This is a genomic window from Microbacterium sp. KKR3/1 (assembly GCF_021272365.1).
Taxonomy (GTDB): Bacteria; Actinomycetota; Actinomycetes; order Actinomycetales; family Microbacteriaceae; genus Microbacterium; species Microbacterium aurugineum.
Window position 1 is genome coordinate 1,033,129 of the sequence record NZ_JAJSDW010000001.1, and the last position, 13,904, is coordinate 1,047,032.

The 13,904-nt window shown below is 68.6% G+C and carries 12 protein-coding genes; 9 read left to right on the forward strand and 3 right to left on the reverse strand.

The window, feature by feature from the left end:
- Positions 1 to 3 precede the first annotated feature (3 nt).
- On the reverse strand, positions 4 to 1,695 hold the full coding sequence (locus LVJ59_RS04970) for an ABC transporter substrate-binding protein (RefSeq protein ID WP_232762215.1): 1,692 nt from the start codon (positions 1,693 to 1,695) through the stop codon (positions 4 to 6).
- A 269-nt stretch (positions 1,696 to 1,964) separates the two neighbouring features.
- Between LVJ59_RS04970 and LVJ59_RS04975 the strand changes: the two genes are divergently transcribed.
- From LVJ59_RS04975 to LVJ59_RS05005, 7 genes are read left to right on the forward strand one after another with little or no spacing between them, the layout of a single operon-like run.
- Entirely contained in the window at positions 1,965 to 2,681 is a 717-nt protein-coding gene (locus LVJ59_RS04975; RefSeq protein ID WP_047523245.1) for an NUDIX domain-containing protein, read from the forward strand.
- Positions 2,678 to 4,015: a quinolinate synthase NadA gene (gene nadA, locus LVJ59_RS04980; protein WP_232762216.1), complete on the forward strand. Its 1,338-nt coding sequence runs from the start codon at positions 2,678 to 2,680 to the stop codon at positions 4,013 to 4,015. Before LVJ59_RS04975 ends, nadA begins: the two co-directional genes overlap by 4 nt.
- Positions 4,012 to 5,535, forward strand: a complete 1,524-nt coding sequence (gene nadB, locus LVJ59_RS04985; RefSeq protein WP_232762217.1) for an L-aspartate oxidase — start codon at positions 4,012 to 4,014, stop codon at positions 5,533 to 5,535. The genes nadA and nadB overlap by 4 nt, the downstream gene beginning before the upstream one ends.
- Complete coding sequence (gene nadC / locus LVJ59_RS04990) at positions 5,535 to 6,386, forward strand: carboxylating nicotinate-nucleotide diphosphorylase (RefSeq protein ID WP_232762218.1); 852 nt, start codon at positions 5,535 to 5,537, stop codon at positions 6,384 to 6,386. The genes nadB and nadC overlap by 1 nt, the downstream gene beginning before the upstream one ends.
- A 5-nt stretch (positions 6,387 to 6,391) precedes the next feature.
- Positions 6,392 to 7,528 carry a cysteine desulfurase family protein gene (locus LVJ59_RS04995; protein WP_232762219.1) on the forward strand — a complete coding sequence of 379 codons (1,137 nt, stop codon included), beginning with the start codon at positions 6,392 to 6,394 and terminating at the stop codon, positions 7,526 to 7,528.
- A gap of 22 nt (positions 7,529 to 7,550) precedes the next feature.
- Positions 7,551 to 8,498 carry a glycosyltransferase family A protein gene (locus LVJ59_RS05000; RefSeq protein WP_232762220.1) on the forward strand — a complete coding sequence of 316 codons (948 nt, stop codon included), beginning with the start codon at positions 7,551 to 7,553 and terminating at the stop codon, positions 8,496 to 8,498.
- A 33-nt stretch (positions 8,499 to 8,531) separates the two neighbouring features.
- Positions 8,532 to 9,305 carry an SDR family NAD(P)-dependent oxidoreductase gene (locus LVJ59_RS05005; protein WP_232762221.1) on the forward strand — a complete coding sequence of 258 codons (774 nt, stop codon included), beginning with the start codon at positions 8,532 to 8,534 and terminating at the stop codon, positions 9,303 to 9,305.
- A gap of 16 nt (positions 9,306 to 9,321) precedes the next feature.
- Here LVJ59_RS05005 and LVJ59_RS05010 read toward each other — a convergent pair whose 3' ends face one another.
- Positions 9,322 to 11,376, reverse strand: a complete 2,055-nt coding sequence (locus tag LVJ59_RS05010) for an ABC transporter ATP-binding protein (protein ID WP_232763153.1) — start codon at positions 11,374 to 11,376, stop codon at positions 9,322 to 9,324.
- Positions 11,377 to 11,540: 164 nt separating this feature from the next.
- Here LVJ59_RS05010 and LVJ59_RS05015 point away from each other — a divergent pair, with 164 nt between their 5' ends.
- A complete protein-coding gene (locus LVJ59_RS05015; protein ID WP_232762222.1) occupies positions 11,541 to 13,019 on the forward strand; it encodes a DHA2 family efflux MFS transporter permease subunit in 1,479 nt (492 codons plus the stop codon).
- A 34-nt stretch (positions 13,020 to 13,053) separates the two neighbouring features.
- Here the strand turns inward: LVJ59_RS05015 and LVJ59_RS05020 are convergent, their stop codons facing one another.
- Positions 13,054 to 13,200 (reverse strand): hypothetical protein, encoded by a 147-nt coding sequence (locus LVJ59_RS05020; RefSeq protein ID WP_232762223.1) that lies wholly within the window; start codon positions 13,198 to 13,200, stop codon positions 13,054 to 13,056.
- A 95-nt stretch (positions 13,201 to 13,295) separates the two neighbouring features.
- Between LVJ59_RS05020 and LVJ59_RS05025 the strand changes: the two genes are divergently transcribed.
- Positions 13,296 to 13,901, forward strand: coding sequence for a 1-acyl-sn-glycerol-3-phosphate acyltransferase (locus tag LVJ59_RS05025; RefSeq protein ID WP_232762224.1), 606 nt, complete (start codon positions 13,296 to 13,298; stop codon positions 13,899 to 13,901).
- Positions 13,902 to 13,904: the final 3 nt, after the last annotated feature.

The window sequence follows — 13,904 nt, forward strand, 5'->3', positions numbered from 1 at the left end:
CGGTTACTTGACCGGCTGCAGCTGCGTCAGGACGTAGCCTGCCGCGATCGCACCCCAGGACGGCGGGAAGGCGTAGAGGTCTTCCTCGGTCGGCCAGCCCGTGAAGTCCTTCGTGTTGTAGAAGGTCTGCGTCGCGTTGATGACGAGCGGGATGTAGGGCAGGTCACGCACGATCTCGGTCTGGATCGTGCCGTAGAGCTCCTTCTTCTCCGCCTCGTCGTTCGTGCTGATGGCCGACTGGATCGCCTCGTCGACGACGGGGTTGTTGTAGCGGCTGAAGTTCCAGCGTGTCGCCGGGATCTCCTCGCCGACCGGTCCCGTGGAGCCGACGGTGGTGCCGCCGAACCAGTCGCGGTAGATCTGGAACGGGTCCGCCACGGAGGTGCCGATGACACCACCGACGATCAGCTGGAACTCGCCACTCTGCCGGGCGTCGGAGAACTCCTGCCACTGCACCGTCGACGCGGTGATCTTGATCCCGGCGGCCTCGGCCTGCTCGGCGATCAGCTTCGCGGCGTCGTTGTAGTCCGTCCACCCGTCGACCGAGGTGAGGGTCAGCTCGAGGGGCACGCCGTCCTTCTCGTAGATGCCGCTCGAACCCTTGGTGTAGCCCGCCGCCTCGAGGATCTCCCCCGCCTCGGCGACGTTCGCCTCCTGCGGGCTCACCTCGTTGGCGGGGTCCGCGACCCACTTCTCGTCGCGCGGCAGCAGGGCGAACGTCGGCGAGATGTCACCGGTCAGACCGACGAACGCCTTGTCCTTGATGGTGGCGCGGTCGATCGCGACGTTGAGCGCCTGGCGCACGGCGACGTCGGTCTGCGGACCGGTGCAGCCGAGGTCGGCGTTCGAGCAGGTGTACAGGACGGTCGGGTCCTGCGGGGTGTTGATCCAGTCGATCTTCCCGTTGCCGGTCACGTCGTCCGGGTTCGGGATGAACATGCCCGTCCAGTCGAGCTTGCCGGCCGCCAGCAGGTCCTGAGCGGTCTGGTTGTTGTCGACGGCGATGTACTGGACCTTCTTGACGCCGAGCTTGTCGGCATCGCGGAAGTTCTCGTTCGCGACGAGGGTGTACGACTCGCTCGTGGTCTTGTCGACGACGTAGGCCCCGGAGCCGACGGGCTCCTCGTTCGTGAAGTTCGCGAAGTCGGTGATGTCCGCCCAGATGTGCTCCGGGAGGATGTAGGTCGAGCCCAGACGCTGGAACTCGGTCGTGTACTGCGCCGAGGAGTAGGTCAGCACGACGGTGGTGTCGTCCGTGGCCTCGGCGGAGACCAGGCCGTTGCCCTCGGGGTTGTTGGCCTCGTACTTGAAGGAGAACGCGACGTCCTCCGCGGTGAGCGGCTCGCCGTCGCTCCACTTGAGGTCGGGCTTGATGGTGATCGTGATCGCCGTGCCGTCCTCGTTGTACTCGAACGTGTCGCCGATGAGTCCGACGGGCTCGGAGTCAGCCGTCTTGTTGAAGAAGAACAGCGGCTCGTAGATCGGCCCGAGCGCACCATGGAGCACGGTCGGTGCGAACGGGTTGTAGTTTGTGGGGATCGGTGTCTGGCTGCCGGCCCAGACACGAAGGGCGCGGTCGCTGTCGGCGTTGTCATCGCCGCTGCCGCCGGTGCCACAGGCGGTGAGGCCCAGGGCGAGGACGGATGCTCCGGCGATGGCGGTGAGCGCGAGCTTGCGCTTTCCGTTTCGGATCATTTCTCTTGTTTCCTCTCGGTGCTGCACTGCAGGAGGGATCGCTCCGGATGGAGCAGAACCCCGGGTCTGGGGTTCGCGGGCCCCGGGCGGCGACCGGCTGGCCACCACGAAGGGGTTTGTTAGGACAGTAACCTAACAAACCCGTATGCCGATAAACAAGGCTCCTTGCGCTCGCCGGATAACGTTTCGGACTCGGCGACGGATCGCGTCACACGTGCGCACTAAGAGTCCGCATGACACTAAGATCGTTCTCGGAGGTTAAGGTGTCTATGACTCAAAGCAGTGACATCCGGGTCGCCGTCTCGACGGTGATCCTGACGCTGCGGCGCACGGATGACGGGCGGGCGCGGCTCGCGCTGCCGCTCGTGCTGCGCACCCGCGAGCCCTTCGCACAGCAGTGGGCGCTTCCCGGCGGCTGGCTGACCGTGGCCGAGTCCCCCGTCGATGCGGCAGCGCGCACACTCGCGGAGACCACCGGCCTCGCGCCCAGCTACCTGGAGCAGCTCTACGCCTTCGGTGCGGTCGACCGCTCCCCCACCCGTGTCGTCTCGATCGTGTACTGGGCGCTGCTCCGCCAGGACGACGTGACCGCCCAGATCGCGGCGCACCAGGCTTCCGGCCGCGCCCCCGAGAACGTGCGCTGGTTCGATGTGGATCAGCTGCCCCGACTGGCTTTCGATCACTCCGAGATCGTCGAATACGCGCTCTGGCGACTCCGCAACAAGGTCGGATACAGCCGGGTCGCCCAAGGCTTCCTCCCCGAGGAGTTCACGCTCGCCGAGCTCCGGGAGGCCTACGAGTCGATCCTCGGCCGGACCCTCGACCCGGCGAACTTCCGCCGCCAAGTCGAGGCCGCCGGAAACCTCCTCCCCACCGACCGCTTCCGCACCGGAAGCCATCGTCCTGCACGTCTGTACCGCGACAACACCGATGTCGAGCTGGCCGACCGCGGCCCGCTCGGTCCCGAAGAAACGAGCACCCGATGAGCATCACCTTCGTACCCGCTCCCGCCGTTCCACCGCTGGACCCCTCGGTGGACCATGCGATCCAGGCGATCGTCACCGGCGCGTCGACCGACGCCACCTGCACCACGGACCTCGCCGCCGGCCCCTGGGACTTCGACGCGCGCCCGGGATACGGTCCCGGTTCCTCGATGGGCGACGTCATCCCGACCGGAGCCCCGCGGCAGGGCGAGCTACCCGCCGAGTACCGGGAGGCATCCGAGGAAGAGCTCGACGGACGGATCCGCGCGGCCAAGGACACGCTCGGCGACCGGGTCGTCATCCTCGGTCACTTCTATCAGCGCGAAGAGGTCGTCCAGCACGCGGACTACGTCGGCGACTCCTTCCAGCTCGCCACCGCCGCCAAAGGCCGAGTTGACGCCGAGGCGATCGTGTTCTGCGGGGTGCACTTCATGGCCGAGACCGCCGACCTGCTCTCCCAGCCCGACCAGGCCGTGATCCTCCCGAACCTCGCCGCCGGCTGCTCGATGGCCGACATGGCCGACATCGACCAGGTCGAGGAGTGTTGGGAACAGCTCGAGGAGGTCTTCGGCGACCTCGAGGCCACAGACGCCGAAGGCCGGGTACCGGTGATCCCGGTGACCTACATGAACTCCTCCGCCGCGATCAAGGGCTTCGTCGGGCGTCACGGCGGGATCGTCTGCACGTCGTCGAACGCCCAGACCGTGCTCGAGTGGGCCTTCGAGCGCGGCCGTCGCGTGCTGTTCTTCCCCGACCAGCATCTGGGGCGCAACACCGCCAAGGCGATGGGCGTGCCGCTCGAGCAGATGCCGATGTGGAACCCGCGGCGAGCGCTCGGTGGTTCGTCCGCCGAGCAGCTCCTCGACTCCCGGGTGATCCTGTGGCACGGCTTCTGCTCGGTGCACCGGCGCTTCACCGTCGGCCAGATCGAGCAGGCCCGTGCCGAACACCCCGGCGTGCGCGTGATCGTGCACCCCGAATGCCCGATGGAGGTCGTCGACGCCGCCGACGAGGCCGGCTCGACCGAGTACATCAGGCGGGCGATCGACTCGGCGACCGAGCCTTCCGTCTTCGCGATCGGCACCGAGATCAACCTCGTCCGACGACTCGCGGCGCAGTATCCGCAGCATGAGATCTTCTGTCTCGACCCCGTCGTGTGCCCCTGTTCGACGATGTACCGCATCCACCCCGGCTACCTGGCCTGGGTACTGGAGGAACTCGTGGCGGGCCGCACCCCGAACCGGATCACGGTCTCCGGCGACGTCGCCGATCCCGCGCGAGTGGCGCTGGAGCGGATGCTCGCCGCCAAGCCACCGGTGGCCGCAGGCGTGCGATGAACGTCGTCGTCGTCGGATCGGGCATTGCGGGCCTCACCGCTGCGCTCCACGCCGAGGAGGCCGGTCACTCGGTGACGGTGGTCACCAAGGGTGCGCTCGGAGACGGATGCACCGCGCTCGCGCAGGGCGGTGTGGCCGGGATCTACGGGCCCGGAGACTCGGCAGAGCAGCACGCGGACGACACGATGGACGCGGGTGCAGGACTCGCCGACCCGGCTGCGGTGCGGGCGCTCGTCGCCGACGCGGCAGAGCGGATCGCGGAGCTGATCAGCCGAGGTGTCGCCTTCGACAGGACGGCAGACGGCGATCTGCAGCTTGGGCGGGAGGCCGCGCACGGCCACGCCCGCATCGTGCACGCGGGCGGAGACGCCACCGGAGCCGCGATCTCCGCAGCGCTCGTCGCCGCTGCCCGCCGGGCGTCCATGAGCATCGCGGAGCACGCGCTCCTGACCGAGGTGATCGTCGCGGATCACGCCGCGCGCGGCGTCGTCCTCCTCATCGGCGGGGAAACCGTCGAGCTCCTCGCCGATGCCGTGATCCTCGCGACCGGCGGCGCCGGGCATCTCTACGCGCACACGACGAACCCCCGCGGCGCGACGGGCGACGGCATCGCCGCGGCCCTGCGCGCGGGAGCCGCCGTCGCCGATCTGGAGTTCGTCCAGTTCCATCCGACGATCCTGGCGTCGGGACCGGCATTCCTCATCTCGGAGGCTGTGCGCGGGGAGGGAGCGACACTGGTCGATGACCGCGGCCGTCGTTTCACCTTCGACAGTCACCCGGACGGTGAACTCGCTCCGCGGGATGTCGTGTCGCGCGCCATCGCGAGGCACGCAGCGATCCAGGCGACACCCGTGCGTCTCGACGCCACCATGCTGGACGCCGAGAAGCTGGCGGCGCGGTTCCCGACCATCGATCGCGTGACGAGGGAACGCGGATACGACTGGTCACGCGAGCCCATCCCCGTCACTCCGGCCGCCCACTACCTGATGGGCGGCATCGTCACCGACCTCGATGGCCGCACCACGATCCCCGGGCTCTATGCGGTCGGCGAGGTCGCACGCACTGGCGTCCACGGCGCGAATCGACTCGCCTCCAACTCCCTGTTGGAAGGGGCCGTGTTCGGGGCCCGAGCCGCGGCCGCGCTCGGGACTCCCTGGCGCCCAATCTCCCCGGAACCGTCTCCCGCGGCGGTCCACGAGCCCGCGCCCCTTTCGCCTGCGCCGCCCGCCTTCACCCGCACCGCCTTGCAGCAGCTGATGTGGGAGGACGTCGGGTTGCTGCGCTCCGGCGCGCAACTCGCCCGAGCCTGGGCCACCGTGCGTGCATGGACCGCCGCCGTCCCCGCTCCGGCCACGGCCACGGAGCACGAAGACGCGAACCTGCTGCTGCTCGCCGAGGCCACTGCCGCCGCCGCCCTCGCCCGCACCGACTCGGTGGGGGCACACCATCGCGTCGACGCCCCCACCCCTGAAGCGCTCCCGTCGTCCCGCGACCGCTCATCGATCCTGGAGACCGTCTGATGCTCACCCGCGCCACCCTCACCCGCGTCGTCGGAGCAGCCCTCGAAGAAGACGCCCCCTGGGGAGACCTCACCAGCACCACCCTGCTCCCGGCGGAGGCGACGGCCACGGCTGATCTCGTCGCCCGCGAACCCGGCGTGTTCAGCGGTGGCGCGGTCTTCACGGCCGCCTTCGCCCTCACCGATGACGAGCTCATCGTCGACGTGCACGTCGGCGACGGTGACGAGTTCGCCGCGGGCGATGTCCTCGCTTCGGTGTCGGGCTCGGCACGCAGCATCCTGACGGCCGAACGGGTGGCGCTGAACTTCGCGCAGCGGATGAGCGGCATCGCGAGCCTCACCGCGGCGTACGTCAGCGCGATCGAGGGCACGGCTGCGCGCATCGCCGACACACGCAAGACCACGCCGGGGCTGCGCGCCTTCGAGCGACATGCAGTCGAATCGGGCGGCGGACGCAACCACCGCTACTCCCTGTCGGACGCGGTGATGGCGAAGGACAACCACCTGGCCGTGCTCACCCGATCGGGTCTCGACCTCGCGACCGCTCTGCGTCAGGCACTGTCGCGGCTTCCGCACACCACGCACGTCGTCGTCGAAGTCGACCGTCTCGACCAGATCCCGGCGGTCCTCGACGGCGGTGCCCACACGGTACTGCTCGACAACTTCTCCCTCGACGATCTGCGTGCGGGCGTCGCTCTGATCGACGGGCGAGCGACGGTCGAAGCCTCCGGTGGGGTGAACCTCGACACCGTCGGCGACATCGCTCGCACCGGGGTGGACGTCATCTCAGTCGGGGCTCTGACCCACTCGGCCCGCGCCCTCGACCTCGGCCTGGATCTGCGGATCGACTGAACATCGTGCTCTACCTCGACCATGCAGCGACCTCTCCGGTGCGTCCGGAGGTGCTCGACGCGATGCGTCCGTACCTCACCGGAGTGTTCGGCAATCCCTCGAGCCATCACACGGCAGGCGAAGCGGCGGCGAGGGCACTCGACGATGCCCATGCCCGGGTCGCGCAGGTGCTGGGAATGCGAACCGGCGATGTGGTCTTCACCGCGGGCGGGACGGAAGCGAACAACCTCGCAGTGAAGGGCATCACGCTCGCGACCCTCGAGACCGGGAGGCGGCATCTCGTCATCTCCCCGATCGAGCACGAGTCGATCCTGGAATCCGCCGCGTATCTGCGACGCTTCCACGGGGTCGAGGTGACGATGCTTCCCGTCGACGACGCCGGTCGGATCGCAGCGGATGCGCTCGCGTCGGCGATCAGAGACGACACGGCACTGATCTCCGTCGGCCACGCGAACAACGAGGTGGGCACGGTCCAGGACGCGACGGCGCTGGCGTCGGTGGCCCGGACTTCTCGGGTGCCCCTCCATCTGGATGCGGTGCAATCGGCGGGATGGCTTCCGCTTGACGGGCTCGGCGCCGACGCCGTCTCCATCGCCGGTCACAAGTTCGGTGCCCCCAAGGGCATCGGCGCTCTGGCCGTGCGAGGTCGCATACCCCTGGAACCGGTGCTGCACGGTGGCGGTCAGGAACGCGGGCGTCGGTCGGGCACGGAGAACGTCGCCGGAGCCGTTGCACTGGCGACCGCACTGGAACTCGCGGAGAGCGAGCGGGAGGTCCTGGCACCCCGTGTCGCGGCGACCACGGCACGGTTCATCTCCCTCGTGCTCTCCGGCATCCCTGAAGCTTCACTCACCGGCGATCCCGCGCACCGCCTGCCCGGCACAGCGAGCTTCACCTTCGCCGGGACCAGCGGCGAATCGGTGCTGCTCGAGCTTGAACGCCGGGGAGTCATCTCCTCGAGCGGCTCGGCCTGCGCGGCGGGCAGCGACGACCCCTCGCACGTCCTCCTCGCGTGCGGCGTGCCCCCCGAGGTGGCGCAGACCTCGGTCCGATTCACCTTCGGCAGGGAGGCACTGCCCGATGACGCACCGGAACGACTCGCGGAACTCGTCATCAACTCCGTGCGCGCGGCCCGAGGCTGATGCCCGGCCATAGACTCAGCTGGTGACTGCCTCCGACCCGATCGTGACGCTGGTCGTCCCCGGACGCGATATCGCCGCCTTCGCCCCTGCAGCCCTCGACTCCCTGCGTGCGCAGACCGAGCGCCGGTGGCGGGCGATCCTCATCGACGACGGGTCCACCGACGACACGGGAGCGATCTTCGATGCGGCTGCGGCCGCGGACCGACGCTTCACGGCGATCCACCACCCGGCCTCCCGCGGCCTCGGAGCCGCGCGCAACCTCGGACTCGACCGCGTCGACACCCGGTACCTCGGATTCCTCGACGGCGACGACGAGCTCCTCCCCGATGCGCTCGCCCGGATGACCCACACGCTCGACCACACCGGAAGCGACTTCGTGGCCGGTGCGTACGTGCGTTCCCGCCCGGAGGGGTCCGGCTACGTCGCAGGGCGGGTGCAGCCCTGGGTGGCGGCCGCGACCTCACCGGAGCGACTCGGCACGACCCTCACCGCGCACCCGCAGGCGGTTTCGAACATCGTCGCGTGGTCGAAGGTGAGCCGCACCGCCTTCTGGCGGGACCTCCGATTCCCCGAGGGTGTCGCGTACGAAGATCAGGTGGTCGCGCAGCTGATGTACACCCGGGCGCGCGCCTTCGACGTGATCCCCGACGTCGTCGTGCGATGGCGCCTCCGCGCCGACGGCACGTCGATCACGCAGAGCAAGTCGCAGCTGTCCGTCCTGCGCGACTACCTCGCGGCGTTGCGTGGCGGCATCCGCGTCCTGCACGACGCGGGTGCCCGCGCATCCGTCACCGCCCGCCTCGACCTGATCCTCGCGATGGACATCGCACCCCTGCTCGAGATCGCGAGCACCCACCCCGACCCGGCCTACGCGGCCGAGGTCGATGCGTTCATCGCGGAACTCCGGGCACTCCCCGAGTTCGCCGACGCCGCGCCCGACCCCGCCATCGCCGCCGCGCTCGCGTGGTGACGCACGCCCTCCGACCGAACAGGTACCCACGACATGCACGACTACCTCTCCTCTCTCTTCTCCCTCGACGGCCGCACGGCGGTCGTGACGGGCGGCAGCTCCGGGATCGGCCGGGGCATCGCCACCGCGCTCGCCCGCGCCGGTGCCGCGACCGTCATCGTCGCCCGCGGTGAGGCGCGCATCGACGAGACCGTCAAAGAGCTCCGCGCGCACGGCTGCCGCGTCGCGGGGGTCGTCGGCGATCTCCGCACCCGTCCCGGCATCCACGCGGTCGCGGAGGCGGCCACGGAGCCGTTCGGCGAACCGGACATCCTCGTCAACTCCGCCGGGATCAACATCCGCCCTCCGTTCCCGGAGATCACCGAGGACGATTGGGATGCCACGATGACAGTCAACGCACTCGCGCCCTTCCTCCTCGGACAGCGATACGCACCCGGCATGGCGGAACGCGGCTACGGCCGACTCCTCCACATCAGTTCCCAGCAGGCCCACCGCGCCTTCGTCGGTAGCGGGATCTACGGTGCGTCCAAGGGAGCTGTGGAGTCGCTCATGCGTTCTGAGGCGGAGGCATGGGGCGGCACCGGCGTGACCAGCAACACCCTGGTGCCCGGGTTCGTGCTCACCCCACTGAACGCCCGCCTTCAGGAGGATCCTGCGAAGATCGCCGAGCTCGCGGCACGCACCATGATCGGCCGCAACGGTCTTCCGAGCGACTTCGCCGGTGCTGCCGTCTTCCTCGCCGGCGCAGGCTCGGCCTACGTGACCGGACACTCGCTGTTCGTCGATGGAGGCCTCTCGGTGCACTGAGGCCGAACACAGCGTCTCAGGACTCCGGCGGGTAGATCGGCTCATCGGGCCGAGGCTCCGCGAGCAACGGCACCGCCGCCGTGATCGTCGCGACCGCATCGGCACCCGCAGAGTCGGCGGGTGCCCTGTCCGCACGACGATCGGCGAGCGGGGCGGGGGCTCCGCCGGTCACGGCCTGTTCGACTGCGGCCTCGGTATCGAGCACGCGGGACGCCGCGACCTGTTCCGCTGCGAGCTCGGCATAGAGACCGCCGAGCGCGAGGAGCTCGGTGTGCGTGCCGGACTCGACGATGCGCCCGGCTTCGAGGACGTGGATCACATCCGCCCCCATCACAGTCGACAGTCGATGCGCGATCGACAGCGTGGTCCGTCCCTTCGCGGCCTCGTCCAGCGCCTCCTGCACGACACGTTCCGAGACGGTGTCGAGAGCGGATGTCGCCTCGTCGAGGAGCAGGACCGGCGGGTCCTTGAGCAGCACGCGGGCGATCGCGATACGTTGCTTCTCGCCACCGGAGAGCCGGTACCCGCGCTCGCCCACGACGGTGTCGTAGCCCTGCTCGAAGCCGGCGATGATGTGGTGGATGTTGGCAGCCGTGCAGGCCGCGATCAGTTCGTCCTCGGTCGCATCCGGCTTGGCATAGCGAAGGTTCTCGCGGATGGTGGCGTGGAAGAGATACGTCTCCTGCGACACGATGCCCACGTGGTCGATGATCGACTCCTGGGAGAGTTCCCGGACATCGGCACCGGCGAACAGCACGGCGCCGCCCTTGGCTTCATACAGACGTGGAGCCAGGTAGAGGACCGTGGTCTTGCCTGCGCCGGACGGTCCGACGAAGGCGACGTGCTGTCCCGGTTCCGCGACGAACGAGACCCCGTCCAAGGTCGCACGGGCCTCGGCGGACGCGTCCGGGTAACGGAAGACGACGTCGACGAATTCGAGCCTTCCGCGCGGACCCGGAGCCTGGTCGACCGTGATCGCGTCGGGGGCATCCTGGATCTCGGGCACCAGGTCGAGGTACTCGAAGATGCGCGCGAACAATGCCGAAGAGGTCTGCACGTCGAGGGAGACGCGCATCAGTCCCATCAACGGCATGAGCAGTCGCGCCTGCACCGTCGTGAACGCGACCACGGTTCCTGCGGTGATGGCCCCGGTTCCGCCCGCGATCAGATACCCCGAGACGAGGTAGATGACGGCGGGCACGCTGGCCATGAGCACCTGCACCACCGCGAAGAAGCCCTGACCGCTCATCGCCCTCCGCACCTGCAGGACGACCTGATTGCGGTTCTCCGCCTGATAGCGCTCGGACTCCGTACGCTGGCGGTTGAACGCCTTCGACAGCAGCATCCCCGACACGCTCAGCGTCTCCTGGGTGATCGAGGTCAGTTCGGAGAGGGATTCCTGCGTCTCGCCGGCGATCCGCGCGCGCACCTGGCCCACCCGGCGCTGGACGAAGATGAGGAACGGCATCATGACGACCGCGATGAGCGTCAGACGCCAATCGATCAGAATCATGGCGACGAGCGAGGCGATCACGGTGACGACGTTGCCCAGGATGCTGGTGACGGTGTTGGTCAGCACGCCCGAGACCCCGCCGACGTCGTTCTGCAGCCGGGACTGGATGACCCCCGTCTTGGTGCGGGTGAAGAAGCCGAGCTCCATCGCTTGCAGGTGCTCGAAGAGTTTGACCCGCAGATCGCCCGTCACGTTGTTGCCGACCGTGGACGTCAGCCAGGTCTGGGCGACACCGAGCACCGCGGAGAGCAGGAACAGGCCGACCATCGCGGCGACGAGCCAGGCCAGCAACTCGAGGTGCGGGCCTCCCCCGGCGACGGGGAACAGCGCATCGTCGAAGATGCGCTGCACGATCAGGGGCGGGACGACGGCGATCGCGGCGCCGACGATGACGAGGATCCCCGTGAAGAAGATGCGCCAGCGATAGGCGCTGAAGAGCGAGACCACCCGCGAACCCAGCCCGGCGATCCGTGGCGCCTCGGCGTTCAGCTTCCGCTGCGCCTCTTCGTCGACTCCGCGGAACCCACCGCGGTGTCCGCCGCCCATGCCGCCGCCCATGCTCATGGCGCCAGCGTACCCACGCGCGGGGACATCACGGCCCGCGCACCCGTCCTCCATGGAAATCTGTGAGATCGGAATGAAATGTCGGCGATTGCCGTTACGCTGATTGACTCTTGCGAACTCTCGCGAAATCCGTTTCTTCTTCGCCCTGGAGGCCGCCCATGTCTGCCGTCGATACCGGCTCCATCTCGACGACCCCCGCGACGGCAGGGGGCGAGATCTCCCGCACCGACATGCGCGTGATCTGGCTGCTGCTCGTCGCCGCCTTCGTCGCGATCCTCAACGAGACCACGATGGGGATCGCGATCCCCCACCTGAACACCGACCTGGGCATCCCGCCCGAGCTCGGCCAGTGGCTCACGAGCGCGTTCATGCTCACGATGGCAGTCGTGATCCCGACCACGGGCTTCATCCTGCAGCGGTTCACCACGCGCCAGGTCTTCATCGCCGCGATGACCGCGTTCTCGCTCGGCACCCTCGTGGCCCTCGTCGCGCCCGGCTTCACCGTGCTGCTGGTCGGTCGCGTGATCCAGGCCGCCGGCACCGGCATCATGATGCCGCTGCTGATGACGACGATCATGAACGTCGTGCCACCGCAGTCGCGTGGCCGCATGATGGGCCGTGTCGGCCTCGTGATCTCGCTCGCTCCGGCGATCGGTCCGACCCTCGCCGGTGCCGTGCTCGAGTTCGCCAGCTGGCGCGCACTCTTCGGGATCATCCTCCCGATCTCGCTGATCGCCCTCCTCATGGGTGTGAAGTGGATGACGAACCTCGGTGAGACCCGGTCCGTCCCGCTCGACATCCTCTCGATCCCGCTCGCAGCGCTCGGCTTCGGCGGCGTCGTCTTCGGGCTCAGCCAGTTCGGTGCCGAGGGCGGATCAGGTGAGACCGCCGGCATCATCTCGCTGATCGTCGGTGCACTGTCGCTGGGGCTGTTCGTCTGGCGTCAGCTCCTGCTGCAGCGCATCGATGACGCACTGCTCGATCTGCGCGTCTTCCGCTCCCGCAACTTCACGCTGTCCGTGATCATCATGTCGATCCTGGCGCTGTCGATGTTCGGCACTCTGACGCTCCTGCCGCAGTACCTGCAGAACGTCGCCGGGCTCAACCCGCTCCAGTCCGGCCTGATCCTCCTCCCCGGTTCCCTGCTGATGGGACTGCTCGGACCGATCATGGGCCGTGTCTACGATGCGCGCGGCACTCGCCCGCTGCTCATCCCCGGCACGATCCTGGTCTCGTCGTCGCTGTTCTTCTACTCGACGGTCGGCGAACACACCATCTGGTGGGCGCTCATCATCGTCCAGGCGGCCATGTCGGTCGGGCTCGCGATGTCGTTCACGCCGCTGTTCTCCGCCTCGCTGGGTTCGCTGCGGCGCTCCCTGTACTCCCACGGTTCCGCGGTGTTGAACACCCTGCAGCAGGTTGCCGGGGCCACGGGAGTCGCCCTGCTACTGGTGACCTACTCCACGATCCTGCATGCCGGAGAGCAGGAGGGCCTGTCGACCGCGGTTGCAGGTGCTCCCGGTGCTCGCACGGCGTTCCTGATCGCGGCGTTCATCTCGCTCGCGGCCGTGGCGCTGAGCCCGTTCGTCCGCAAGCCTTCCGACGATGCCGGCGAGGCACTCCCCGGCGGACACTGACCGTTCGGAGGCTGCCCGCGATGGCGTCTGTCGCTTACTCGCTCTTCGGCGCGGGGAACTGGCAGACGCCATTGCTGCAGTAGCCCGCAGCTTCGCCCTCGAGGAGGTTCAGGGAATCCAGGAGCGGTTGCAGCCCGGCGGGCTCGTCCTGCTGCACGGAATCCTGCCGCGTGTTCTTCATCCCTCGATGCTACGCCTGTCGGGAAGGGGTGGCGCCGGATCCGCACGGTCGGACATGCCCGCAGATCGACCGCGGTTCTCCCGTACGGTTGAGGGATGGTCAAACGACTCCTCGCGCGCATGTTCTGGGCGTTCAGCAGATGGACGCTCGTGAGCGAGGCAGCGCCGACGCGGCCGACCGTTCTGGTCGGCGCTCCGCATACGTCCAACTGGGACTTCGTGCTGATGCTGGCGATCGCCTGGCGACTCGGCATCGACGTGCATTGGCTCGGCAAGAAGAGCCTCTTCCGTGGATGGCGCGGTCCGATCATGCGTGGGCTCGGCGGAATCCCCGTCGACCGCACCGACCCCGCGAGGGTGGTCAACGACGTCGTGGGCCAGGTGCACGCGGGTACCGTCTTCGGGCTCGTCGTGACACCTGATGGCACCCGAGGCGGCAACGAGTACTGGAAGTCGGGGTTCTATCGGATTGCTCGCGAGACAGGTATGCCGGTGACGCTCGGCTTCGTGGATCGCACGACCATGACGAGCGGGCTCGGTCCGACCATCGATCTGACCGGTGATGTGGCGGCCGACATGGATCGGATCCGAGCGTTCTACGCGGACAAGGCCGGCGCGCGGCCCGAACGTCGCACCGAACCGCGGCTGCGCGAGGAAGGCGCCGAGCCGGCAGATCCCCACGAGACCTCGTCGGGTCGCTGAGCC

What these genes read in the sequence shown, in the direction of transcription:
- LVJ59_RS04970 (WP_232762215.1), bottom strand. Translation starts at nt 1,695, where the DNA reads ATGATCCGAAACGGAAAGCGCAAGCTCGCGCTCACCGCCATCGCCGGA.
- LVJ59_RS04975 (WP_047523245.1), top strand. Translation starts at nt 1,965, where the DNA reads ATGACTCAAAGCAGTGACATCCGGGTCGCCGTCTCGACGGTGATCCTG.
- nadA (WP_232762216.1), top strand. Translation starts at nt 2,678, where the DNA reads ATGAGCATCACCTTCGTACCCGCTCCCGCCGTTCCACCGCTGGACCCC.
- nadB (WP_232762217.1), top strand. Translation starts at nt 4,012, where the DNA reads ATGAACGTCGTCGTCGTCGGATCGGGCATTGCGGGCCTCACCGCTGCG.
- nadC (WP_232762218.1), top strand. Translation starts at nt 5,535, where the DNA reads ATGCTCACCCGCGCCACCCTCACCCGCGTCGTCGGAGCAGCCCTCGAA.
- LVJ59_RS05005 (WP_232762221.1), top strand. Translation starts at nt 8,532, where the DNA reads ATGCACGACTACCTCTCCTCTCTCTTCTCCCTCGACGGCCGCACGGCG.
- LVJ59_RS05010 (WP_232763153.1), bottom strand. Translation starts at nt 11,376, where the DNA reads ATGGGCGGCGGCATGGGCGGCGGACACCGCGGTGGGTTCCGCGGAGTC.
- LVJ59_RS05015 (WP_232762222.1), top strand. Translation starts at nt 11,541, where the DNA reads ATGTCTGCCGTCGATACCGGCTCCATCTCGACGACCCCCGCGACGGCA.
- LVJ59_RS05020 (WP_232762223.1), bottom strand. Translation starts at nt 13,200, where the DNA reads ATGAAGAACACGCGGCAGGATTCCGTGCAGCAGGACGAGCCCGCCGGG.
- LVJ59_RS05025 (WP_232762224.1), top strand. Translation starts at nt 13,296, where the DNA reads ATGGTCAAACGACTCCTCGCGCGCATGTTCTGGGCGTTCAGCAGATGG.